Genomic DNA, 21600 nt, shown 5'->3' with positions numbered 1-21600 from the left:
TAAGTTTAAGATTTTTCTTAGCAAGGATTAAAAAAATGACTCCCGCCGTAAAACTGCTGGAAAAACAAAAAGTCAGCTTTACTTTGCATCCTTACGAACATGACAGCCATGAAACCAATTTTGGTGACGAGGCGGTGCGTAAGCTGAATCTGGATGCACGTCAGGTATTCAAAACGCTGCTGGTAGCGCTAAACGTTGATGCCAAACAGCTGGCAGTGGCCGTCACCCCGGTTTCCACCCAGCTGGATTTAAAGAAAGTTGCCAAAGCACTGGGGGCGAAAAAAGCCGATATGGCCGATCCGCTGCTGGCGCAGCGCGTAACCGGTTATCTGGTGGGTGGGATTAGCCCGCTGGGGCAGAAAAAACGTCTGCCTACGGTGATAGATCAACAGGCCGCAGAGTTCGCCACCATTTTTATTTCCGGTGGGAAACGTGGGCTGGATATTGAACTGGCGGCGCAGGATCTGTCGCGTCTGCTGGATGCGCCGCTGGCGGATGTCGCCCGTCGCGATTAAGCGGGCTGCTGAGCGCAGAGCTGATCGATCATCCAACGCCCGGCAGGTCCGGGCGGATTGCGCCGCGACCAGACCGCTTCCACCGCAATATGCTGCGGCCATCCCGGCACCGGCAACTCCTGCAATACCTGATGACCAAACTGCTGCACCAGCCAGCGCGGCAGCACGCTCCAGCCAAACCCCTGTTCAGCCATCTCCAGCAATAACAGATAGGAAGGCGCTGACCACACCCGGCCAGCAGGCATCGGTTCGCGCGTTTCCACCCAGGTATTGAGCCGTAACTGGCGCAGATCGCCCAATTGCCCCTCACTGACCTGTGCCTGTTGCGCCAGCGGGTGATCCTGATGCAGATAAATCGCCATCTGCGCCCCCACCTGCAACCGTGTCACCGCAATATCTGCAGGCAGCGCAGGCTGGGCGCGCACCACGCCCAGATGTACCCGCCCGGCCTGTAGCAGATCCAGCACATCGGCGTCTTCCGCAATCATGCATTCAAATTCGATATCCGGATAACGCGCCTCAAAACGGGTCAGCAGATTTTCATGATGATCCGCCTGCCAGAAATCAGAAATCGCCAGGCTGAGGCGTGGCTCCACGCCTTGTGCCAGACGCACCGCCAGTTCATCCAGCCGCTGGCTAGCCGCCAGAATTTGCTGCACCTGCGCCAGCGCACGCTGGCCCTGCTCGGTTATGACCGGCTGACGCCCCTGGCGATCAAACAGCATAAAACCTAAATCATCTTCCAGATTCGCCACCGCACTGCTGATGGTGGACTGGCTTTTGCCCAGCGCACGCGCGGCCGCAGAAAAGGAGCCGCTGGCCACGGTCTGCACAAAAGCCTCAAGGGATTCCGGGGAGTATTTCATCGTTATCCATCGCTTTTATCGATAGGTGTTCATTTTATCTTAGCATCAGCGAGTGAGAAAATGCGCCGCGTAACAAATCAGGAGGTTTTTATGCGTACCCGTTCATTAAAAGAGCGTTTTTATCACGCCGCATGCTTTGAAATTCTGGCGATTTTGACTGTGGCACCCCTGGCAGCCTGGGCAATGGAAAAGCCGCTGTTTCAGATGGGATCGCTGGCGATTATGCTGTCGACCGTCGCCATGCTGTGGAACATGATTTACAACACCGGTTTCGACCGCCTTTGCCCGCCAGGTAAAGTGCATCGGGGTCCGCTGCTGCGTATTCTGCACGCGCTGGGCTTTGAAGGCGGCTTTATCGTGATTGGCTTGCCGATCGCCGCCTGGATGCTGAGTATTTCCCTGCTGGAAGCCTTTATGCTGGAAGTGGCGTTTTTCCTGTTCTTCCTGCCTTATACCGTGGCGTATAACTGGTTATGGGATAAGTTGCGCCAGCGCTGGCTGACGCGTAAGTCATGTCAGGCCTGAGATTTATTTCTCCACCGCATGGGGCAGAATCCACGCCAGCACCGTTTGCGGATAGCTGCGTTTCTTTGGTTTCTCCTGCGGTGGCTCCTGCGCTTTATCCCGTTGCTGCTTCTGTGCTTCCGTCAGGTGAACGATGCCATCACCTGGCGCGTAATCACTCACCTTCAGCGGTGAATGATGGCTGACCCAGTCACGCAACACATCGGCATCACGCAACCCGGTGTTGCTATAGCCCGCATGGTTGTCGATACGCGGATAACCATCACCGCCGGTGGCGTTAAAACTGTTGGTCGCCATGCGATAGGTTTTATCCATATCCAGCGGGACACCGTTGATTTTTACCTCACTGACGCTGCTGCCATCAGCCACCAGGCTGATATGGGCAAACTGCGCAAAGCCGCCCGCATCGGTGGTGATGTTGGCGACCTTTGCCAGATACGCCAGCAATTCCCGGCCAGTCAGCGTCACGGAAACCACCTGGTTGCTGAACGGCTGCACCTGCAATAAATCGCGCCAGCTGATCTCCCCCTGCGCCAGCGAGGTGCGAATGCCGCCACCGCTCATCACCGCAAAGTCCGCTTTGGTCGCCGCCATCTGAGCGCGTAAAATCAGCTGCCCCAGATTGGTTTGTACAAAACGCACCTGATCACGATCGCCGACAAAAACACCATCACTGCTGCCAACCTTCACATCCAGTTTGGCTTCAGCACGTTTCTGGAACGGGGTCAGCAATTTCATCATTGCCGGGTTCTGCGGAATCTCTTCCTGCCAGGTCAGCCACGACTCGCTGCCGTCGAAATTCTTCACCTTGTGCTTCAGGTTAACCGGGATCAGCTGGTAGTTTTCCAGCGACAGCTCGCCGTTGCGGAAAGTAAAATCGCCGCGCCCGACATATTTCCCCCACTCTTTCGCCTGCACAATCCACACGCCATTCTGGCGATCCGGCTGACAGGGCTGGCCTGGCTGATAATTTTTGACGCTGACATTCTCTTTTTCCATACAGACCGCATCATGCGAGTGACCACCGACAATCAGGTTGATGGTGCCAGGCGGCAGGCTACGTGCCAGTTCCACGTCCCCCGGCGCATTGCTGCCGTGCCTGCCATCGTCATAATGGCCCATATGGGTCAGCGCAATGATCACATCCGGTTTTACGCTGGCACGCAGTTCCGCCACCGCCTTTTCGGTTTCCGTGACCGGATCGCGAATATCCAGGTTAGCCACGCTGGCGGGATTGGCAATGCGCAGCGTATCAGTAGTCGTCAGGCCGATCACCGCCACCTTCAGACCCATGCGGTTGAAGACCGCCCACGGCTTGAATAGCCGCTTACCGGTGCTTTTGTCGTAGATATTGGCGGAAAGGAAAGGGAATTTGGCCCACTTTTGCTGCTTTTGTAACACGCTGAGCGGCTTATCAAACTCATGATTCCCCAACGCCATTGCATCATAGCCCACCAGATTCATGCCGCGGATATCGGGTTCCGCATCCAGCAAATCAGACTCCGGCACACCGGTATTCACGTCGCCACCCGACAGAATCAACACGCCGTTTCCTTTGGACTGTGCATCGTAGCGCTGATAATCCATCAGGGTTTTCTGCGCCGCAAGGCCATACTCACCCTGCGCGTTAGGCCAGTAATGGCCGTGCTGGTCGTTGGTATGCAGGATAGTCAGACGATAGGTGCGATCGGTTTGCCAGGCCTGTGCCAGCATTGGCAACAGTAAGATGATCAACGCCAGCCAATGCGTTCTGCGTGGAAGTAACAACAAAGCCGATCTCCTTATTCTGCGTGTTTCCACTAACCAGTGGACTTTATGTGCTTTATCGCCCTTCTGTGTCGCACAGATCGCACTTTAACTCAAGATGAAAGGCTTATAGAGTCATGTGAGAAGTAACAACTTGATAACGAAAATTGGCACATTTCAGGAATTTTATGGCAAGCGATCATACCCTCACTTCCCCGACACGCGCTCCGGCGCGTACTGCATTTGGCATTTTAGGGGCTATCAGCCTCGCCCATCTGCTGAATGATATGTTGCAGTCACTGCTGCTGGCGATTTACCCACTGTTGCAAAAAGATTTCAGCCTTAACTTTGTGCAGATTGGCCTGATCACCCTGACTTTTCAGGTTACCGCCTCTCTGTTGCAACCGCTGGTGGGTTATTACACCGACAAATACCCCAAACCCTGGTCACTCCCGGTCGGGATGGGCTTTACGCTGTGTGGTCTGGTGCTGCTGACCTTTGCCAGCGATTATGTCCAGGTTCTGCTGGCGGCCGCGCTGGTGGGTAGCGGATCATCGGTGTTTCATCCCGAATCATCACGCGTGGCGCGTATGGCGTCTGGCGGACGTCACGGTCTGGCGCAATCGCTGTTCCAGGTGGGAGGTAACTTTGGCAGCGCCCTCGGCCCACTGCTGGCGGCGATGATTGTCGCCCCCTATGGCAAAGGCCACCTCGGCTGGTTTGTGCTGGCAGCACTGCTGGGGATTATCGTGCTGTTGCAGGTCAGCCGCTGGTATAGCCACCAGCAGCGCGCCGCTAAAGCCAAAACCACCATCACGCCAGCGAACCCGCTGCCACGCAAAAAAGTGGCGCTGGCGATCAGCATTTTGTTGCTGCTGATTTTTTCCAAGTATTTCTATCTCACCAGCCTGAGTAGCTACTACACCTTCTATTTAATGCAGAAATTTGGCCTTTCGGTGCAGGCATCGCAGTTTCATCTGTTTGCCTTTTTGGGCGCAGTGGCGGCTGGCACCATTATTGGCGGACCGATTGGCGATAAGATTGGCCGTAAATATGTTATCTGGGGTTCAATTCTGGGCGTGGCCCCCTTCACACTACTTTTGCCACATGCCTCATTAATGTGGACCAGCGTATTGAGCGTGATTATTGGCCTGATTCTCGCCTCGGCGTTTTCCGCCATTCTGGTCTATGCGCAGGAGCTGTTGCCGGGACGTATCGGTATGGTTTCCGGGCTGTTTTTCGGTTTTGCCTTCGGTATGGGTGGATTGGGTGCCGCGGTACTGGGCGTGGTTGCAGACCACACCAGCATCGAATGGGTATACCAAATCTGTGCCTGGCTGCCACTTATTGGCCTTTTGACTGCTTTCCTGCCTGATAATCGTCACGCCTAAGCCAGTTTCCGGGGGGAATTATTTTTCCCTTCCCCCTCTATTCAGCATAAATCCTGCCGATAGAGGGGGATAACTGATGAAAATGACGCTTCGGCGGCTTTTTTCTCAGTTTTCTACATATTCTGCGCAAATGTATAAACGCCGTTAGCCATTGTGCAGTAGACTAGGTTGTTACAAGCGGATACATTTGCACACAAGGAGACAGGCATGCATCACACCACACCGTTGATCACCACCATTGTCGGGGCACTGGTCCTCGCCTTTCTCCTTGGTATGCTGGCTAATCGCCTGCGCATTTCACCGCTGGTCGGTTATTTACTGGCTGGCGTCCTCGCGGGTCCCTTCACGCCCGGCTTCGTCGCCGATACCAATCTGGCACCCGAACTGGCTGAGTTAGGTGTCATTCTGCTGATGTTTGGTGTGGGGCTGCACTTTTCGCTGAAGGATTTGATGTCGGTAAAGTCCGTCGCCATTCCTGGCGCTGTGGCGCAAATCGCCGTGGCAACGCTGCTGGGAATGGGGTTGTCGTGGGCGCTGGGCTGGTCAGTGATGACCGGACTGGTGTTTGGCCTGTGTCTCTCCACCGCCAGCACCGTGGTGTTGCTGCGTGCGCTGGAGGAGCGTCAGCTGATTGACAGCCAGCGCGGGCAAATCGCGATCGGCTGGCTGATTGTGGAAGACCTGGTGATGGTGCTGACGCTGGTACTGCTCCCGGCCATCGCTGGTATGCTGGAACAAGGCAATGCCAGCCCGACGCTACTGGCGTGGGATTTGTTACTGACCATCGGTAAAGTGGTCGCCTTTATGGTACTGATGATGGTGGTAGGCCGTCGTGCGGTGCCGTGGATTCTGGCAAAAAGCGCGGCCACCGGTTCACGCGAGTTGTTCACCCTTGCGGTGCTGGCACTGGCGCTGGGCATCGCGTTTGGTGCGGTTGAGTTTTTTGATGTCTCCTTTGCCCTCGGCGCGTTCTTCGCCGGAATGGTACTGAATGAATCGGAACTGAGCCATCGCGCGGCGCACGATACATTGCCGTTGCGCGATGCCTTTGCGGTGCTGTTCTTCGTCTCCGTGGGTATGCTGTTCGACCCGATGATCCTGATCGAACAGCCGCTGGCGGTGCTGGGTGCGCTGGTGATCATCGTGGTGGGTAAATCCGTGGCCGCCTGGCTGCTGGTGACGCTGCTGGGCCACTCACGCCGTACTGCCATGACGATTTCCGTCAGCCTGGCGCAGATTGGCGAATTCGCCTTTATTCTGGCCGGTCTGGGCATTTCGCTGGGATTGCTGAGCCAGGAGGGACGCAATCTGGTGCTGGCCGCCGCTATTCTCTCGATTATGCTCAACCCGATTCTGTTCACCCTGCTGGAGCGCTATCTCGAAAAAACCGAGACCATGGCAGAGCAGACTCTGGAGGAAGCTATTGAAGAAGAAAAACAAATTCCGGTGGATATCTGCGATCACGCGGTGATTGTCGGTTATGGCCGTGTCGGCAGCCTGCTGGGGCAGAAACTGATGGAAGCCGATGTCCCGCTGGTAGTCGTGGAAAACTCACGAGCGCGCGTGGAAGCCCTGCGCGATCAAGGGATCAAAGCGGTGCTGGGCAATGCCGCCCGCAGCGATACCATGGAACTGGCCCGGCTTGATTGCGCCCGCTGGCTGTTGCTGACCATTCCCAATGGCTATGAAGCCGGTGAGATTGTCACTGCCGCCCGTGAGAAGCGTGACAATATTGAGATTATCGCCCGCGCCCATTATGACGACGAGGTGGAATATATCCTTGAGCGTGGTGCCAATCGCGTGGTGATGGGTGAACGCGAGATTGCCAACAGCATGCTGCATATGCTGGAAGAAGCGATCGCGCAAAACCCGATTGTGCGTGAGTGCCCGATTTAAGCGGGCTATCGCAAATACTGTAGCGGCGCGATTTATCGCGCTGGTTTGAAAAAACGCGCGATAAATCCCGCCGCTACGGGCCTGATGCTTATCTGTCCCAGTACGACTCTTCCAGGCTATCCTCGCGCTCCGGCAGGCCACGCGTCAGACGCGGTGAATGCTGGTTCAGCACCTGATAACTCACGCGGTTAGCATATTTACACACCTGCGCCAGTGACGAATAGGTCAGATATTCCCGTGCATGCTTGCTGGAGTTCGGCACTTTCTGACGATGGAAGTTGTTGGCGGTGATGTCATGCAGCAGCGCCGCAAGAGCCGCATCGCCTGCGCCGTTGGTGTTCATAATCTTCTCCGGCCCGCCCATATACGGGGCGATATGCGAGAAGATACGCAATGGCTGCTGACAATCCTGCTGACGCATCGCGCGGCTGAACTCAAACTGGTTAAATTCCGCAATCGCCCCCGGCAGCAATGGATGGTTGGTTTTACGTTTGTATTCCTGTTCGGTAAAGCCCGCCATATAAAGCCCGGTCGGCCCCGCCGTACATAACACCAGATCGACCCAGTCCAGCGCCATATTGGCTGCCAGCAGCGGATCCGTTTCACCGGTCAGCGCCAGGGCTTCTTCTTCATTCATCGCCACAATGGAGACGTGGTCGCGCAGAAAATCACGCCAGAACTGCGGATCATCCTGAATGACGTATTTGGTGCCCAGCGTCAGGACCACCGGCACATTATGTTGTTTGGCATACTCAATCGCGCGCAACGTCGCTTCAGGCATCGGTTCGCCCGGCTGGCAACGCACCAGATAGGAGGTGAGCACCAGCGCGGACGCACCCGCGATGACTTCTTCCGGGATGCTGGCGACCTGCAACTGATTCATCAGCCCTGGGCTGATGGCAAACGTACGCTCGCCCTGCTCGCCAATCAGGGTAAAGCAGCGGCCAATCGCGCCATCAACGCCCTGCAAATAGTTGAGGTCCATACGGCTGGAAGTGTTGCACAGGTAGCGATAGGCATAGCTGCCAATCTGGATGTTGCTGCACATCACCCCCAGCAGCACCGAACGATCATCGGCCAGCACCGAGTAGTTATGCAGCGTATTGCCAATGGTGCCACCGGCAAACTGATGGCTAATCAACTGGTCACGCACCAACTCGTTGTAGAGCGCTTCAGCGGTCGCATCATCAATTACCAGCGAATGACCGGCGCTGAGGCCGTAGCGTTGCAGGAAGTCATCATCAACTTTCGCTTCGATATCCACCAGCGTCTGGTCAATACCGACCACCCAGCTCCCCTCCTCCTGAATCTGTTGCGAAACCTGCAGCAGCGGATCGCGCGCGCTAACGGGGAAGTAGTGTTTGGATTTACGTTTGCCGGGAAATTTCATGGGGGATGCCGTGTGGAAAATCAGGCAGAGAATGATAGCACATTCTCTGCCGCTCCCTTAACGACGTGCGTTGACCAGCTGAACCATCATTTCGATGTGTTCATCGTCCGCGTTGAGTGCAGGAATATACTCAAATTTTTCACCGCCAGCGTGCAGGAAAAATTCGCGATTCTGCTCGCTAATCTCCTCCAGCGTTTCGAGACAGTCGGCGGAAAAACCCGGACTCATCACCTGTACATGTTTGATACCTTTCGCAGGTAAACCCTGCATGGTTTCATCGGTGTAAGGCGTCAGCCACGGCTCGCGGCCAAAGCGCGACTGGAAGGTCATCATAATTTTATGCGGGGCGATACCCAGCGCAGCCGCCAGTGCAGCGGTGGTGTCTTTACAGCGCTGCGGATAATCATCGCCTTCGTCAGCAAAGCGCTGCGGGATGCCATGATAAGAAAGGACCAGCAGATCCGGCTCGCCATGCTGTGCAAACGAACGCTCGACTGACGCTTTCAGGGCGGCGATATACGCCGGATGCTCGGCATAATCACGGATAAATGCCACTTCTGGCAGTGAACGCAGCGGTTTGAAGCTGGTCGCCAGGCCATCCCACACGGCAGCCACCGTTGAGCAGGAGAATTGCGGATAGAGTGGCAGTACGATCAATTTGGTCACGCCCTGCGCCAGCAGGCGCTGCACCGCACCATCGAGACTCGGTTGACCGTAGCTCATTCCCAGCTCTACCGGCATATCCAGCTGCTGCGCCAGCGCAGCGCGTTGCCGCTGGCTGAACACCATCAACGGTGAACCTTCATCCATCCATACCGACGCATACAGTTTGGACACGCGCGGCGATCGAAATGGCAAAATGATGAAGTTAAGAATCGGCCACCACAGCCAGCGCGGTGTATCAACCACTCGCGGGTCACCAAGGAATTGTTTCAGATAACGTTTAACTGCGGGTGTAGTGGGTGCCTCTGGTGTGCCTAAATTGACCAGTAAAACCCCGGGCTTTTCTTGCCTCATTGTATTTCCTTGCTGTCAAAACGAATGGGTCAAAATCGGGAGAAATTGTAGCGGAAAAAGCCGGAGGGGAAAGCAATTGCTGCAAAAGGGCCGGTAAACCGGCCCTGAGATGGCTTAACCGAGGATGGTTGCCAGCTGTGCACTCACTTCAGCAACCTGGCGGGTGCCGTCGATTTTGTGGTACTGCGTGTTACCGGCTTCTGCTTCTTTGCTGTAGTAAGCAATCAGCGGCGCGGTCAGCTGATGGTATTCCACCAGACGTTTACGCACGGTTTCTTCCTGGTCATCTTTACGTGTGGTCAGCTCTTCGCCGGTCACATCATCTTTACCTTCCACCTTCGGTGGGTTGTATTGGATGTGATAAACACGACCAGACGGCGCATGCACGCGACGGCCAACAATGCGATCCACAATCAGTTCATCCGGCACGGCAAATTCCAGCACGAAATCGACGTTGATACCCGCCTCTTTCATCGCATCAGCCTGCGGAATGGTGCGCGGGAAGCCATCAAGCAGGAAACCGTTTTTGCAGTCTTCCTGGGTAATACGCTCTTTAACCAGCGCAATTACCAGCTCGTCGGTCACCAGTTTACCGGCATCCATAATGGCTTTCGCCTGCTGGCCCAGCTCGGTGCCTGCTTTCACTGCCGCACGCAGCATGTCGCCCGTGGAGATTTGCGGAATACCGTATTTCTCCATGATGAATTGAGCCTGAGTGCCCTTACCTGCGCCCGGTGCCCCGAGCAGAATAATACGCATTGCGTAATTCCCCTTGCGAATCGCATTGATCAATCTGAGAAGGCGAAGACCATACCATTATGACCCGCGCACCACAAGGAAAGGGGGCGCGGTTACGCCTAATGTCCTACTTTACTGCCTTTTGTTGCGGATACCAGCCCGATGCGGGATTTTTCCACTTTTTCAGAATCGCGACCGCTATTCAGCAGCTCGCGCAGACGCTTCGCCAGTGTGCTGGTCATATTCTGACTTTTGGTTGCGCTACCGCGCACATTGGCACGTAACAACATGCGCCTTTGTACTGGCCACAGCTGCAAATCGGGATTCGGCTCCGGTGGCGGCTTGCCGGGCAGTGTCGGCAAAATTGCAAACGGCAGGCCGGGCTGCTGGAGAGATTGCAGTGAAAATGGCGCTTCCAGCGTGATGGTGTCGACACTGGCGATATTGTAAGGTCGCCACCCCGTTGCCGCCATCTGCGCCAGCGCCTGCTCCGGCGTATCGCCGAGGGCCAGCCCCTGTTCAAACAACCGCAACTCGCTGCGCACCAGCGTACTGAAATCCTGGGTACGCAAAGCGATCAACACCAGATCTGCGCTTAATTCTGCGTGGCGATCCAGACGCGCCACAAATAGCCGGGCATCGCTGATCAGACGACGGTGCAATTGCGAGGCAAAAGACTCAGACGCATCCGTTACGCTCTGGCTTTGACACTCATCCAGCGGACGCACGCGGCCATAGAACAGATCAACATGTTCAATCAGCGCGATATTCCCCGCCATGACCGGAACCGCCGGTAATACGCTTAATTCACTGGCGCGATATTGCGAGGCAAAACGAGACTGATTGCGCGCCTGCTCCTGACGTAAGAACAGCTGCGAGAGCAACACCCGCGCAATATGTAATGAAGGTGCAAAGAACAGGTCATACTGTTCAAGCCGGTAGTGGCGGGAAAGCAAGCCGCGAAGCCGATCGCGCGCCGCCGCCCTGGCAGAAGCATTCTGTCGAGCCATCGCGTGATTATTCTCTTATTTTTTGCTGTGTGGGATGGCGGGTGATGCTCAGGTCCATGGCGAAAATCACCGGCGTAAACACAGAGACGCCTGCCAGTCAACCCGCCATAATCAGGGGGAAAGGTTAGGCCAATGCGGCTGGACTTTGAAATGATATAAACTGACAATCCCTGTTAGGTTTTTACACAGGGGATGAGTATGACCGGGCTACCTTCGTTACGCGCACTGCATTATTTTCACCAGGCGGCCCTCCACAGCAGTTTTAGCGTTGCCGCTGAACGCCTGCATGTGACTCACAGCGCCATCAGCCATCAGGTTCGTCAGCTGGAAAGCTGGATGGGCAAGCCTCTGTTTGTTCGCACCAATGGACGCGTCAAATTAACCTCACATGGTGAGCGCTTGCTGGTCAGTTGCCAGAAAGCCTTTAGCGAACTGTCCACCACCTGCGAAAGTATTCGTACCGGTATGCGCCATCACCTCAGCGTCTCCTGCGCCCCCAGTTTTCTTTCCCAATGGTTGATTCCGCGTATCAGCAGCTTTTATCTGCGTTATCCCGACATTGAGATCCAGTTCCAGCAATTGGTGGAGATCGATCTGCTGCGCAGCGAACACACCGATGTACTGATTCTCAGCTATGAACAGTCACCTGATGACGATATTGATGCCACGCTGATCAGCGATGATTACATCGGCCCGCTCTGCGCCCCGCAATTTGCTGCGCGTTTCCAGAATGAACAGGACCTGGCCACGCTTCCGCTATTGCATGCCGACACGCGACTGCACGCCTGGGCCGAATGGTCGAAAACCAGTGGCACCCGGGGTAATTTTTGGGTGGGTAAACATTTCGACAATCTCACGCTGGGTATCCAGGCGGCAAGAAATGGGCTGGGGGTGATCATGGCACCGCGCCTGCTGGTGCGTCAGGAGTTAAACGACGGCACGCTGATCGCTCCGCTCGGCTTTGTGCGCGTAGATCGTGCCACCTGGATGATGACCAAAGCCTCGCGGCAGCATGATGCGGAAATTACCTTGTTTCGCGATTGGTTACGGGATGAGGCACTGCATTAACGTAGCGGCGCGATTTATCGCGCTCTTTTGACCTTTGTTCAAAAAAAAAGCGCGATAAATCGCGCCGCTACATGGATCTGATGTATCAGGGCGACCGAAGCCGCCCTTTTTATGTTAAGCCGTCAGCAGCTGGTTCATACGGCGGATAAACTGGTTAGGATCGTCCAGCGTACCGCGCTCAGCCAGCAGCGCCTGATCCAGCAGCAGCTCCACCCATTCACCAAAGCGGCTTTCATCCTGGGTATCTGCCACGCGTTTCACCAGCGTATGATCCGGGTTCAGTTCGAAGATGTACTTCACATCCGGCACTTCCTGGCCCGCAGCAGCGAACAGTTTCGCCATCTGGGTGCTCATTTCGTTGGCGTCAGTGGTGACAATCGCCGGAGTATCGGTCAGACGATGGGTTAAACGCACTTCTTTGACACGCTCGCCCAGCAGGGTTTTCACGCGGTCAACGAACGGCTCCAGCGCTTTTTCCGCTTCCTTCTGTTCTTCGGTTTCTTCGTCAGCCAGCTTGCTCAGCGATTCATCCGCTTTGCTCACGGACTGGAAGGATTTACCGTCGAACTCGGTCAGGTAGCTCATCATCCATTCGTCGATACGATCGGACAGCAGCAGCACCTCGATACCTTTTTTGCGGAACAGCTCCAGATGCGGGCTGCTCTTCGCCGCAGCGTAGCTATCGGCGGTGATGTAGTAAATCTTATCCTGACCTTCCACCATACGGCTCAGGTAATCTTCCAGCGAAATGGTTTGTTCCGCCCCTTCGCTTTGTGTGGTGGCAAAACGCAGCAGCTTAGCGATCTGCTGCTGGTTGGCATTATCTTCCGCCGGACCTTCTTTCAGTACCAGACCGAACTCTTTCCAGAACTGCTGATATTTTTCCGCGTCATCTTTCGCCAGTTTTTCCAGCATTTGCAGGCTGCGCTTGGTCAGCGCGCCACGCAGGCTTTGGGTTACGCGGCTGTCTTGCAGGATCTCACGCGACACGTTAAGCGGCAGGTCATTGGAGTCGATCAGACCACGCACGAAACGTAGATAGTTCGGCATAAACTGCTCGGCGTCATCCATGATAAACACGCGCTGAACATAAAGTTTCAGGCCGTGTTTGTGGTCGCGGTTCCACATGTCGAACGGGGCGCGTGCCGGGATATACAGCAGGCTGGTGTACTCCTGCTTACCTTCCACCCGGTTGTGGCTCCAGATCGCCGGATCGCTGAAGTCATGGGCGATATGTTTGTAGAATTCGTTGTATTCTTCGTCGCTGATTTCCGCTTTGTTACGCGTCCACAGCGCCTGGGCTTTGTTGATCTTTTCCCAGCTGGTGGCGTCGCTTTCTTCATCTTTGCTTTCGATTTCTACCGGCAGCGCGATGTGATCGGAATATTTGCTGATGATGCTGCGCACGCGCCAGGCATCAAGGAACTCATCCTCGCCTTCACGCATATGCAGGGTGATTTCGGTGCCGCGATCGGCTTTTTCGATTTCTGCGAGGGTATATTCACCTTCGCCAGCCGATTCCCAGAACACGCCTTCATCAGCGCTGGCACCGGCGGCACGCGTGCGCACCGTGACTTTATCGGCCACGATAAAAGCAGAGTAGAAACCGACACCAAACTGGCCAATCAGCTGGCTGTCTTTTGCCGAGTCAGAACCCATCGATTCCAGGAACGCTTTGGTGCCTGATTTCGCGATGGTACCGAGGTTCTCAATCACCTCATCACGACGCATGCCGATGCCGTTGTCGCTCAACGTCAGCGTACGATTTTCCTTGTCGACCGAGATCCGCACACGCAGCTCGCCGTCGCCTTCATACAGATCCGGTGCCGACAGCGCGCGGAAGCGCAGTTTGTCAGCCGCATCAGAGGCGTTGGAGATCAGTTCACGCAGGAAAATCTCTTTGTTTGAATAGAGGGAATGGATCATCAGGTGCAGAAGTTGTTTTACCTCTGACTGGAAGCCACGCGTCTCTTGTCCTTTCATGGTCATTGCTACCTCAACTGAATCGGGTTGATCGAACGTTGAGGAAGAGATGGGGATGGTGCGGAGAATTTCAAGCCGGTGTCAGTGACGACACCAGCAAGTGTTCAGAATTTAATCTTATGACGTCCGGCTAACGAGTGCGACAGGGTGGTACCATCGACCATCTCCAGCTCGCCCCCCACCGGCACACCGTGCGCAATGCGGCTGGCATCAACGCCATACTGGTTGCACAGCTCGGCGATATAGTTTGCCGTCGCCTCCCCTTCCACCGTTGGATTGGTGGCGAGGATCACTTCCTGCAAACTTTCCTGCTCCAGACGCTGCTCAAGGCGATCCAACCCGATATCGTGCGGACCAATGCCATCCAGCGGCGACAGGTGGCCCATCAGCACAAAGTAGCGTCCGGCAAACTGGCCGGTTTGCTCAATGGCGTGGATATCCGCCGGACTTTCCACCACGCAAATCTGACCGTTTTGCTGACGACGCGGATTAGCGCAGATGGTGCAGATTTCCTGCTCGGTGAAGGTACGGCAATCGGCACAGTGGCCGATTTCCGACATGGCGCGGGTCAATGCCTGCGCCAGACGCATGCCACCGCTGCGATCGCGCTGCAACAAATGAAACGCCATACGCTGCGCCGACTTCGGACCCACGCCCGGCAGGCAACGCAGCGACTCCATCAAAGATTCAAGCAGTGGACTGGTTTGCATCAGAACGGCATCTTGAAGCCTGGCGGCAGCTGCATACCGGCAGATACGGAAGCCATTTTCTCTTTCTGGGTTTCATCGATGCGGCGTGCTGCGTCGTTGAATGCCGCAGCGATCAGATCTTCCAGCATATCCTTGTCATCTTCCAGCAGGCTGGGATCGACTTCTACGCGACGGCAGTTATGCGCGCCGTTGATGGTAACTTTGACCAGGCCAGCACCTGATTCGCCGGTCACTTCCAGCGCGGCGATCTCTTCCTGAACTTTGGCCATTTTGTCCTGCATCTGCTGGGCCTGTTTCATCAGGTTGCCCAATCCGCCTTTTCCAAACATAGTTTTCTCTCTCTGCTGGGGCTGCGTTGCGCGCTCATCGCGCGGCAGCGTGTTCATACGGGTCGAATACTCTCTTCATCCAGGTCGGCATCAAAAAAGCGACGCAACGTCTGAATGTGGGTATCGCTAATGATCGACTGACGCGCCTGCGCCAGCTTCTCTTCATAAATGGCCTGACGCCATTCCAGTGGCGTCATTACCGTGGAATTATCGTCTTCAACAATGGTCAGTTCAACTGTCTGACCGGCGGCCGCGCTGAGTGCTTCCGCTAACACCTGGCGCGCAGAACCTGAATTCAAATGGCGCTGACTGCTGCGCAGATGCAGGCAGACGCTGTTGTCACCCTGCTCTTTCCACGCATTCAGCGCCAGTTGCTGCACCAGCTTCGGCAGCGTCAGTGCTGCGATTTCAGCTGCCCAGGCATCGCGCTGCTGCGCTTCTTCCGCCAGACACAACGCCAGCTCAGGCGTTTTCTCATGCTCCAGTGCCGAACGCAAGGCTTTTGGCGTCGCAACCGGGGCAGCGATCACTTCCTCAGTCGGCGTTTGCGCCTTCCAGCGATACGCTTCCGGCTTCGCCGTCGCCTTTACCGCCGGCTCGCTGCGTTGCTGTACCCGTTCCGTGACGTTAGCCAGACGTTCCAGCGCCGCATTAGCCGGCCGCGCGGAACGCGCTGCCGGCTCACTCTTTTTTGCTTTGCTGGCTCCCTGACGCAACAGCTGGGTACGCGCCTGCAATAACTGGCTGGTCGCATCCGGCAGATTTTCCGGCGCAGGGGGCATATCAGGATAATCGGCAGGAATCGGCGGCGCTTCAGTCTGTGGCGGTGCCATTTGTGGTTGAGCCGCCACAACCTGGGTCGGGACCGGGGTCTGAGCCGGAACCGCCTGGGGGGTTAATACCGGGCGCGCCACAGGTTCGGCAATCGCCGCCTGTGGATGGAACGCCAGCGCACGCAGCAAAGTCATCTCCACGCCCAGACGCCGATCCGGTGCCAGCGGCAGATCTTTACGCCCCATCAGCAGCGTCTGGTAATACAGCTGCACATCCGCAGGTGGCAGCACGCGCGCCAGTTCACGCAGGCGCTGTGCCTGGCTGAACTCATCATCACTGAGGGAGCTGGGAAGTAACTGCACCATCGCAATACGATGCAGCAGGCGTAACATCTCCACCAGCAGCGCTTCCCATTCAACACCGCGCGACGCCGCCTGATTCAGCAGCGCCATCACCTGTTCGCCGTTACCGTCGCTCAGCGCTTCAATTAACGCCAGCGGCTGCTCATCATCCAGCGTACCGAGCATCTGCGCCACGCTATCGCGCGTCACGCTGCCCTGCCCCATGGCAATCGCCTGGTCGGTCAGACTGAGGGCATCACGCATGCTCCCCTCGGCTGCACGCGCCAGCAGTTGCAGTGCGCGCGGCTCTGCGGCGATCTGCTCCTGTTGCAGAATATGCTCCAGCTGCTGACGAATTTGTTCCACATCCAGCGCCTTGAGATGGAACTGCAAACAGCGCGACAAAATGGTGACCGGCAGTTTTTGTGGGTCAGTGGTGGCCAGCAGGAATTTAACGTGCGCCGGTGGCTCCTCCAGCGTTTTTAACAACGCGTTGAAGCTGTGACGCGACAGCATATGCACTTCATCAATCAGATAGACTTTGAAGCGTCCGCGCGCAGGTGCGTACTGCACGTTATCCAGCAGGTCACGCGTGTCTTCGACTTTGGTCCGCGAGGCGGCATCGATCTCAATCAGATCGACAAAACGTCCCTGCTCAATTTCCCGGCAGTTATCACATACGCCGCAGGGCGTCGAGGTGATACCGGTTTCGCAGTTGAGGCCCTTGGCCAGCAAACGCGCAATCGAGGTTTTACCCACGCCACGAGTGCCGGAAAAGAGATAAGCATGATGGATTCGTCCCAGTGACAACCCGTTGGCCAGCGCAGTCAGCACATGTTCCTGACCGACTACGTCAGCAAAAGCCTGGGGACGCCATTTTCGCGCAAGTACCTGATAGCTCATGTGGATTCGATCACTGGATTTGGTTGAGTTGGCACAGCGGCACGGCTGAAGAACCGCAGTCCGCCGTAAGTCAAAAGGGGAAAAATGCTGCTTTGCAAACCCTGTTTATTTTGGCAGTAGTCTAACAGCCACAACAGGATATGCCTATTACTTTGCGGAAGTCGCGCCCCGCGCTAAGGCGGAGCGCACTGGCCTTAGTGGCCGGGGAAATTGACCAGGCTGAAGCAGTCGAGGCCCATGGCTTGCAGACGTGCTTCGCCACTCAGATCAAACAGGTTAATAATGAAGGCGGCGTCTTTGACTTCACCGCCCGCGCGGCGAATCAGTTTCACGGTAGCTTCGATGGTGCCGCCGGTTGCCAGCAGATCATCCACCACCAGCACCACGTCACCCGGCTGGATAGCATCCTGATGCAGCTCCAGCGTGTCAGTGCCGTACTCCAGCTCATAGCTTTCGCTGAAGGTGGCACGCGGCAGTTTGCCCGGCTTACGTACCGGGACAAAACCCACACCCAAACCCAGTGCGACTGGCGCACCAAACAGGAAACCACGCGCTTCCGTCCCTACCACCTTGGTGATGCCTTTGTCGCGATAACGCTCAACCAGGATGGCGATCGACGCGGCATACGCCTGCGGATCTTCCATTAAACTGGTGACATCACGGAACAGAATGCCCGGCTTAGGGTAGTCAGGAATGCTTTTGATGCTGTTTTTGATGAGTTCAAGCTGCTGGGCAGTTGCGGTCATAGTGTTACGCCTGATGAAATCTCTATTTCGCGCAGCTCCCATAGCGCCATTACCCGGGGACCGGGTTAAGCGAAGTCAGTTCACAGAGGGAAGCCACGCACGAAGAGGCCCAAATCTAAGCAAATGGCCGCCTAAATGCAACCCTGTCAATCCGTTTCGCGTTCGTCTGTACTTTCTGCCACCACCGGAATGCGCCACATAAACAGCAGCAAAATGCACAGCATCACGCCCAGCATGATACGCACCCATAGCAGGTGAACCAGCCAGATGGACACGGCAAAGGTAAGGATAATCAGCAACATGGCTCGCCCTTTTGCGCCGGGTGGCATGGCACGATGCTGCTGCCAGTGCCGCAGGTAACGGCCAAAAGGTGAGCGCCACAGCAGCCAGTGATGAAAGCGCGGTGACGAACGGGCAAAACACCAGGCCGCCAGCAACACGAATGGCGTTGTTGGTAATAAAGGTAATACAATCCCCAGCGTACCCAGCACAATCGCCAGCCAGCCAAGCGTCAGTAATAATATGCGTTGCATGCCCGATGCCTGATAAAATCGATACCGCGCTACGTTAACACAGTCGGGAAAAGAGTGATGCCCCTACCGCAACCCCAGCAACGCCTGCAATCCACCCTCGATCTGCTCCGTCAGCAAATTGCTCAGCAGCCGGATGGCAGCTGCCGTCAGCCACGCTTTGACGCCCAGTTATTTCACTGCAAGGGAACGCGACTGGCCGATTATTTACGGGAGCTGGAACACAATATCGCGCAGCTCACCGCCGCGGATACCGATGTGGCACGTCGCCAGTGGCTGGCCGATAAGGTCTTGGATCAGATTGCCGCCCTGCAACGCGAGTGCCAGAGCCAGCAGCTGCGCGTGGCGCGCGAACGCCCGCGGGGTGATAGCAGACAGCAAAAACGCGAAGAGTATCGCGGCTATGAAACCCGTTTGCTGGCAATGATTGCCGAACGCGAGCAGCATCTGCAACGCGCCGAGACGCTGAGTATCCAACAGCAGTTGATTCGCGAAGTGGAGCAGCTAAAAGTTCGCCTTGGCCGCTGCCGTCAGGCGATACACAAGCTGGAACTGCAATTTTCCGCACGGTGAGCCCATCGCCCTTTCTTCTATACTCTTCTCTTCTGACAGAAGGAGTTACGCATGGCCTTTATCACCTGGATTCTGACAGGTATTGCTGTCGGCTGGTTAAAGCGGGTGATTTTTCCCGGACGGCCCGGCGGATTTTTCGTTACGCTGGTACTGACGGTGATCGGTGCGCTGATCGGCGGTTATATCGCGAGTTATTTTAACGCCGGTGATATGGTGACCCTGAGCCTGCCCACCGTCGGCATGGCACTGGCAGGTGCCTTGCTGATGTTGCTGGTGGTGGCGAAATTACGTATTTAGGAGCAAAGATGTCCCTGGAAACTGCATCAGACGAGATCAAACTGGCGGTGGATTTAATTCAGCTGCTGGAGGAGAACCGCATCCCTGCCGCCACGGTGCTGGCGGCGCTGGCGATTGTCCAGCGCGATTATGAACAGAAAAACGCGGCTGAGAACCCCGACCAGCAACATCTGTAGCGGCGCGATTTATCGCGCATCCGTTAGCACGATGCTGCTGTTGCGCGATAAATCGCGCCGCTACGAATCCACTCAACGCATTGAAAATTAACGTGACATGGCCAGCGTAGGGCTAAATTTCAGCATATCAAGCAATGCATCCACCAGACACGGCGCTTCCGCCGCCAGGTCGAAGCTTTCCGGGTTAAATAACCAGCTTTCCATCAGCCCATTAATATTGGCGCGCATAATTAATGCCGCCTGGCGTGTATTAAGGCTGGCGGGTAACTGGCCCGCATCAATGCATAAACGCAGTACATCTTCTATTCTGTCGTAACATTCCAACAATAAGCTTTGCTGCATCTTCTGCAGGGTCGCCATTTCGCCGACAAATTCGCATTTATGAAAAATGATCTCCATCAATGCGCGTCTTTGTGGATCCTTTGCAGTGGCGTCAAGGATATAGATCAACATCGAACGTACAACAGAGAGTGGATCGCCGGGGTATTTTGTTTGATACTCAAGTTCCACATCGTCAAGCCCAGCGTCACACTGTAGCCAGATTTCATGTAACAGATCGGCTTTATTCTTGAAATGCCAGTAGATGGCTCCCCGCGTGACGCCGGCAGCCGTTGCGATATCCGTCAGTGAAGTAGCAGCAACACCGTGTTCAGAGAAGTGTGCTAACGCGGCATCGAGAATTTGATTACGTGTTTCAAGCGCTTGCGCTTTGGTTTTTCGTGCCATAGAGGACTTTTTTTACAAACTGGCAAGTTTACATACATTTGTGAATGTATGTACCATAGCACGACCCGTGTTTTAACGCAGCAATGGGTTTATCGGTTTGTGATCCATTGATCATTTGATATCGGACATTCGAGGTTTATTTATGAATAAAAACAGAGGATTAGCCCCTCTGGCGGCCGTCCTGATGCTTTCAGGCAGCTTTGTGTTAACAGGATGTGATGATAATAAATCCCAACAAGCCGCCCAGCAGCAGCCCCCAGAAGTGGGTGTTGTGACGTTAAAAAACGAGCCACTGACCATCTCTACAGAACTGCCAGGTCGTACCTCGGCTTTCCGGGTAGCGGAAGTTCGTCCTCAGGTCTCGGGAATCATTCTGAAGCGTAATTTTGTCGAAGGCAGTGACGTGAAGGCCGGGGTTTCCCTGTATCAGATCGATCCGGCAACCTATCAGGCCACCTACGATAACGCCAAAGGCGCGCTGGCTGAGGCCCAGGCCAATGCCCGTATCGCCGATTTGACGGTAAAACGTTACAAACCGCTGCTGGGAACGAAGTACATCAGCCAGCAGGATTATGACACCGCCGTCGCCACCGCTGCACAGAATGCCGCCGCCGTTCAGGCCGCACAGGCAAATGTGGAAAGCGCGCGTATTAACCTCGCCTATACCAAAGTGACCTCGCCTATCAGCGGCCGCATTGGTAAATCTTCCGTGACGGAAGGGGCATTGGTCTCCAATGCGCAAACCACCGCACTCGCCACCGTGCAGCAGCTCGATCCGATGTATGTCGACGTGACTCAATCCAGTGAAGACTTCCTGCGTTTGCGCGCAGAGCTGGAATCCGGTCAGCTGAAGCAGAACGATGGCAAAGCCAATGTCGCCCTGCTGATGCAAAACGGCAGCACCTACGCGCAGACCGGCACCCTGGAATTCTCGGATGTGACGGTTGATGAAACCACTGGCTCTATCACTCTGCGTGCCGTCTTCCCGAACCCGGACCACCGCCTGCTGCCAGGTATGTTTGTCCGTGCGCGTCTGGATGAAGGTACCAACCCGTCAGCACTGCTGGTACCTCAGCAGGCGGTAACGCGTACACCAACCGGTCAGGCCACAGCCATGGTGGTCGGTGCCGACAATAAAGTTGAAATGCGTAACCTGACAGCCAGCCAGGCCATTGGCGATAAGTGGCTGGTCACTGAAGGGCTGAAAGCGGGCGATCGTGTGATCACCGTCGGCCTGCAACGTGCCAAACCGGGTGCGCAGGTAACACCACAAGAAGTGTCAGACGATACCAAAGCAGCACCCGAATCTCAGGCGCAGTCTCAGAAATCGTCTTCATAAACAGGAGCCGT

Annotated in this window: 22 protein-coding genes and 1 other annotated feature; of the genes, 9 read left to right on the top strand and 13 right to left on the bottom strand. The window is 55.7% G+C overall.

What is annotated here, in order from left to right:
- Positions 1-35: 35 nt before the first annotated feature.
- A complete protein-coding gene (gene ybaK / locus HA50_RS05005; protein WP_084873248.1) occupies positions 36-515 on the top strand; it encodes a Cys-tRNA(Pro)/Cys-tRNA(Cys) deacylase YbaK in 480 nt (159 codons plus the stop codon).
- Here ybaK and HA50_RS05000 read toward each other — a convergent pair.
- The gene (locus HA50_RS05000) at positions 512-1381 is read right to left on the bottom strand and encodes a LysR family transcriptional regulator (RefSeq protein ID WP_084873246.1); all 870 of its coding nucleotides are present in this window, start codon (positions 1379-1381) and stop codon (positions 512-514) included. The two genes, ybaK and HA50_RS05000, sit on opposite strands and share 4 nt — an antisense overlap.
- 90 nt (positions 1382-1471) lie before the next feature.
- Here HA50_RS05000 and HA50_RS04995 point away from each other — a divergent pair, with 90 nt between their 5' ends.
- The gene (locus tag HA50_RS04995; RefSeq protein WP_084873244.1) at positions 1472-1906 is read left to right on the top strand and encodes a multidrug/biocide efflux PACE transporter; all 435 of its coding nucleotides are present in this window, start codon (positions 1472-1474) and stop codon (positions 1904-1906) included.
- Positions 1907-1909: 3 nt separating this feature from the next.
- On the opposite strand, the gene ushA is transcribed toward HA50_RS04995, so the two are convergent.
- On the bottom strand, positions 1910-3676 hold the full coding sequence (gene ushA / locus HA50_RS04990) for a bifunctional UDP-sugar hydrolase/5'-nucleotidase UshA (protein WP_084873242.1): 1767 nt from the start codon (positions 3674-3676) through the stop codon (positions 1910-1912).
- Between the two features lie 164 nt (positions 3677-3840).
- On the opposite strand from ushA, the gene HA50_RS04985 reads away from it, so the two are divergent.
- Positions 3841-5043 carry an MFS transporter gene (locus tag HA50_RS04985; RefSeq protein WP_084873239.1) on the top strand — a complete coding sequence of 401 codons (1203 nt, stop codon included), beginning with the start codon at positions 3841-3843 and terminating at the stop codon, positions 5041-5043.
- A 207-nt stretch (positions 5044-5250) separates the two neighbouring features.
- On the top strand, positions 5251-6939 hold the full coding sequence (ybaL, locus tag HA50_RS04980; RefSeq protein WP_084873237.1) for a YbaL family putative K(+) efflux transporter: 1689 nt from the start codon (positions 5251-5253) through the stop codon (positions 6937-6939).
- An 88-nt stretch (positions 6940-7027) separates the two neighbouring features.
- On the opposite strand, the gene HA50_RS04975 is transcribed toward ybaL, so the two are convergent.
- From HA50_RS04975 to HA50_RS04960, 4 genes are all read right to left on the bottom strand, one after another.
- Positions 7028-8329 (bottom strand): inosine/guanosine kinase, encoded by a 1302-nt coding sequence (locus tag HA50_RS04975; RefSeq protein ID WP_084873235.1) that lies wholly within the window; start codon positions 8327-8329, stop codon positions 7028-7030.
- A 57-nt stretch (positions 8330-8386) separates the two neighbouring features.
- A complete protein-coding gene (gene hemH / locus HA50_RS04970; protein WP_084873233.1) occupies positions 8387-9346 on the bottom strand; it encodes a ferrochelatase in 960 nt (319 codons plus the stop codon).
- 114 nt (positions 9347-9460) lie between these two features.
- A complete protein-coding gene (gene adk, locus HA50_RS04965) occupies positions 9461-10105 on the bottom strand; it encodes an adenylate kinase (RefSeq protein WP_084873231.1) in 645 nt (214 codons plus the stop codon).
- A gap of 98 nt (positions 10106-10203) precedes the next feature.
- On the bottom strand, positions 10204-11094 hold the full coding sequence (locus HA50_RS04960; RefSeq protein WP_084873229.1) for a DUF6024 family protein: 891 nt from the start codon (positions 11092-11094) through the stop codon (positions 10204-10206).
- 198 nt (positions 11095-11292) lie between these two features.
- Between HA50_RS04960 and HA50_RS04955 the strand changes: the two genes are divergently transcribed.
- The gene (locus tag HA50_RS04955) at positions 11293-12162 is read left to right on the top strand and encodes a LysR substrate-binding domain-containing protein (RefSeq protein ID WP_084873227.1); all 870 of its coding nucleotides are present in this window, start codon (positions 11293-11295) and stop codon (positions 12160-12162) included.
- Between the two features lie 114 nt (positions 12163-12276).
- Here HA50_RS04955 and htpG read toward each other — a convergent pair whose 3' ends face one another.
- The 6 genes from htpG to HA50_RS04925 form a co-directional block, all read right to left on the bottom strand.
- On the bottom strand, positions 12277-14151 hold the full coding sequence (gene htpG, locus HA50_RS04950) for a molecular chaperone HtpG (protein WP_084873225.1): 1875 nt from the start codon (positions 14149-14151) through the stop codon (positions 12277-12279).
- A gap of 98 nt (positions 14152-14249) precedes the next feature.
- Positions 14250-14855: a recombination mediator RecR gene (recR, locus tag HA50_RS04945; protein ID WP_084873223.1), complete on the bottom strand. Its 606-nt coding sequence runs from the start codon at positions 14853-14855 to the stop codon at positions 14250-14252.
- Positions 14855-15184: a YbaB/EbfC family nucleoid-associated protein gene (locus HA50_RS04940; RefSeq protein WP_021182290.1), complete on the bottom strand. Its 330-nt coding sequence runs from the start codon at positions 15182-15184 to the stop codon at positions 14855-14857. Before HA50_RS04940 ends, recR begins: the two co-directional genes overlap by 1 nt.
- Positions 15185-15237: 53 nt before the next feature.
- Positions 15238-17202 (bottom strand): DNA polymerase III subunit gamma/tau, encoded by a 1965-nt coding sequence (gene dnaX / locus HA50_RS04935; protein WP_084873221.1) that lies wholly within the window; start codon positions 17200-17202, stop codon positions 15238-15240.
- Positions 15835-15896 (bottom strand) — a sequence feature (DnaX frameshifting element). (Overlaps the previous gene by 62 nt.)
- Positions 17203-17396: 194 nt before the next feature.
- Entirely contained in the window at positions 17397-17948 is a 552-nt protein-coding gene (apt, locus tag HA50_RS04930; RefSeq protein WP_084873219.1) for an adenine phosphoribosyltransferase, read from the bottom strand.
- A gap of 146 nt (positions 17949-18094) precedes the next feature.
- The gene (locus HA50_RS04925; protein ID WP_084873217.1) at positions 18095-18481 is read right to left on the bottom strand and encodes a DUF454 family protein; all 387 of its coding nucleotides are present in this window, start codon (positions 18479-18481) and stop codon (positions 18095-18097) included.
- Positions 18482-18538: 57 nt separating this feature from the next.
- Between HA50_RS04925 and priC the strand changes: the two genes are divergently transcribed.
- The 3 genes from priC to rsmS are packed head-to-tail and all read left to right on the top strand — an operon-like array spanning position 18539 to position 19524.
- Positions 18539-19051 (top strand): primosomal replication protein PriC, encoded by a 513-nt coding sequence (priC, locus tag HA50_RS04920; RefSeq protein WP_084873215.1) that lies wholly within the window; start codon positions 18539-18541, stop codon positions 19049-19051.
- 51 nt (positions 19052-19102) lie between these two features.
- Entirely contained in the window at positions 19103-19348 is a 246-nt protein-coding gene (locus HA50_RS04915) for a GlsB/YeaQ/YmgE family stress response membrane protein (RefSeq protein WP_084873212.1), read from the top strand.
- 8 nt (positions 19349-19356) lie between these two features.
- Entirely contained in the window at positions 19357-19524 is a 168-nt protein-coding gene (gene rsmS / locus HA50_RS04910) for a pleiotropic regulatory protein RsmS (RefSeq protein ID WP_084873210.1), read from the top strand.
- Between the two features lie 87 nt (positions 19525-19611).
- Here rsmS and acrR read toward each other — a convergent pair whose 3' ends face one another.
- Entirely contained in the window at positions 19612-20250 is a 639-nt protein-coding gene (gene acrR / locus HA50_RS04905; protein WP_084873208.1) for a multidrug efflux transporter transcriptional repressor AcrR, read from the bottom strand.
- A 142-nt stretch (positions 20251-20392) separates the two neighbouring features.
- On the opposite strand from acrR, the gene HA50_RS04900 reads away from it, so the two are divergent.
- A complete protein-coding gene (locus tag HA50_RS04900; protein WP_084873206.1) occupies positions 20393-21589 on the top strand; it encodes an efflux RND transporter periplasmic adaptor subunit in 1197 nt (398 codons plus the stop codon).
- The last annotated feature ends 11 nt before the right edge of the window (positions 21590-21600 follow it).

Origin of the sequence: Pantoea cypripedii (assembly GCF_002095535.1) — a bacterium.
Taxonomy (GTDB): Bacteria; Pseudomonadota; Gammaproteobacteria; order Enterobacterales; family Enterobacteriaceae; genus Pantoea; species Pantoea cypripedii.
The sequence above is the reverse complement of the archived record's forward strand: the minus strand, read 5'-3'. Positions and strand labels throughout refer to the sequence as shown.

What these genes read in the sequence shown, in the direction of transcription:
- HA50_RS04995 (WP_084873244.1), top strand. Translation starts at nt 1,472, where the DNA reads ATGCGTACCCGTTCATTAAAAGAGCGTTTTTATCACGCCGCATGCTTT.
- HA50_RS04925 (WP_084873217.1), bottom strand. Translation starts at nt 18,481, where the DNA reads ATGCAACGCATATTATTACTGACGCTTGGCTGGCTGGCGATTGTGCTG.
- HA50_RS04975 (WP_084873235.1), bottom strand. Translation starts at nt 8,329, where the DNA reads ATGAAATTTCCCGGCAAACGTAAATCCAAACACTACTTCCCCGTTAGC.
- HA50_RS04940 (WP_021182290.1), bottom strand. Translation starts at nt 15,184, where the DNA reads ATGTTTGGAAAAGGCGGATTGGGCAACCTGATGAAACAGGCCCAGCAG.
- recR (WP_084873223.1), bottom strand. Translation starts at nt 14,855, where the DNA reads ATGCAAACCAGTCCACTGCTTGAATCTTTGATGGAGTCGCTGCGTTGC.
- HA50_RS04960 (WP_084873229.1), bottom strand. Translation starts at nt 11,094, where the DNA reads ATGGCTCGACAGAATGCTTCTGCCAGGGCGGCGGCGCGCGATCGGCTT.
- HA50_RS04955 (WP_084873227.1), top strand. Translation starts at nt 11,293, where the DNA reads ATGACCGGGCTACCTTCGTTACGCGCACTGCATTATTTTCACCAGGCG.
- adk (WP_084873231.1), bottom strand. Translation starts at nt 10,105, where the DNA reads ATGCGTATTATTCTGCTCGGGGCACCGGGCGCAGGTAAGGGCACTCAG.
- HA50_RS04915 (WP_084873212.1), top strand. Translation starts at nt 19,103, where the DNA reads ATGGCCTTTATCACCTGGATTCTGACAGGTATTGCTGTCGGCTGGTTA.
- acrR (WP_084873208.1), bottom strand. Translation starts at nt 20,250, where the DNA reads ATGGCACGAAAAACCAAAGCGCAAGCGCTTGAAACACGTAATCAAATT.
- hemH (WP_084873233.1), bottom strand. Translation starts at nt 9,346, where the DNA reads ATGAGGCAAGAAAAGCCCGGGGTTTTACTGGTCAATTTAGGCACACCA.
- rsmS (WP_084873210.1), top strand. Translation starts at nt 19,357, where the DNA reads ATGTCCCTGGAAACTGCATCAGACGAGATCAAACTGGCGGTGGATTTA.
- HA50_RS04985 (WP_084873239.1), top strand. Translation starts at nt 3,841, where the DNA reads ATGGCAAGCGATCATACCCTCACTTCCCCGACACGCGCTCCGGCGCGT.
- apt (WP_084873219.1), bottom strand. Translation starts at nt 17,948, where the DNA reads ATGACCGCAACTGCCCAGCAGCTTGAACTCATCAAAAACAGCATCAAA.
- dnaX (WP_084873221.1), bottom strand. Translation starts at nt 17,202, where the DNA reads ATGAGCTATCAGGTACTTGCGCGAAAATGGCGTCCCCAGGCTTTTGCT.
- ybaK (WP_084873248.1), top strand. Translation starts at nt 36, where the DNA reads ATGACTCCCGCCGTAAAACTGCTGGAAAAACAAAAAGTCAGCTTTACT.
- ybaL (WP_084873237.1), top strand. Translation starts at nt 5,251, where the DNA reads ATGCATCACACCACACCGTTGATCACCACCATTGTCGGGGCACTGGTC.
- HA50_RS04900 (WP_084873206.1), top strand. Translation starts at nt 20,393, where the DNA reads ATGAATAAAAACAGAGGATTAGCCCCTCTGGCGGCCGTCCTGATGCTT.
- HA50_RS05000 (WP_084873246.1), bottom strand. Translation starts at nt 1,381, where the DNA reads ATGAAATACTCCCCGGAATCCCTTGAGGCTTTTGTGCAGACCGTGGCC.
- priC (WP_084873215.1), top strand. Translation starts at nt 18,539, where the DNA reads ATGCCCCTACCGCAACCCCAGCAACGCCTGCAATCCACCCTCGATCTG.
- htpG (WP_084873225.1), bottom strand. Translation starts at nt 14,151, where the DNA reads ATGACCATGAAAGGACAAGAGACGCGTGGCTTCCAGTCAGAGGTAAAA.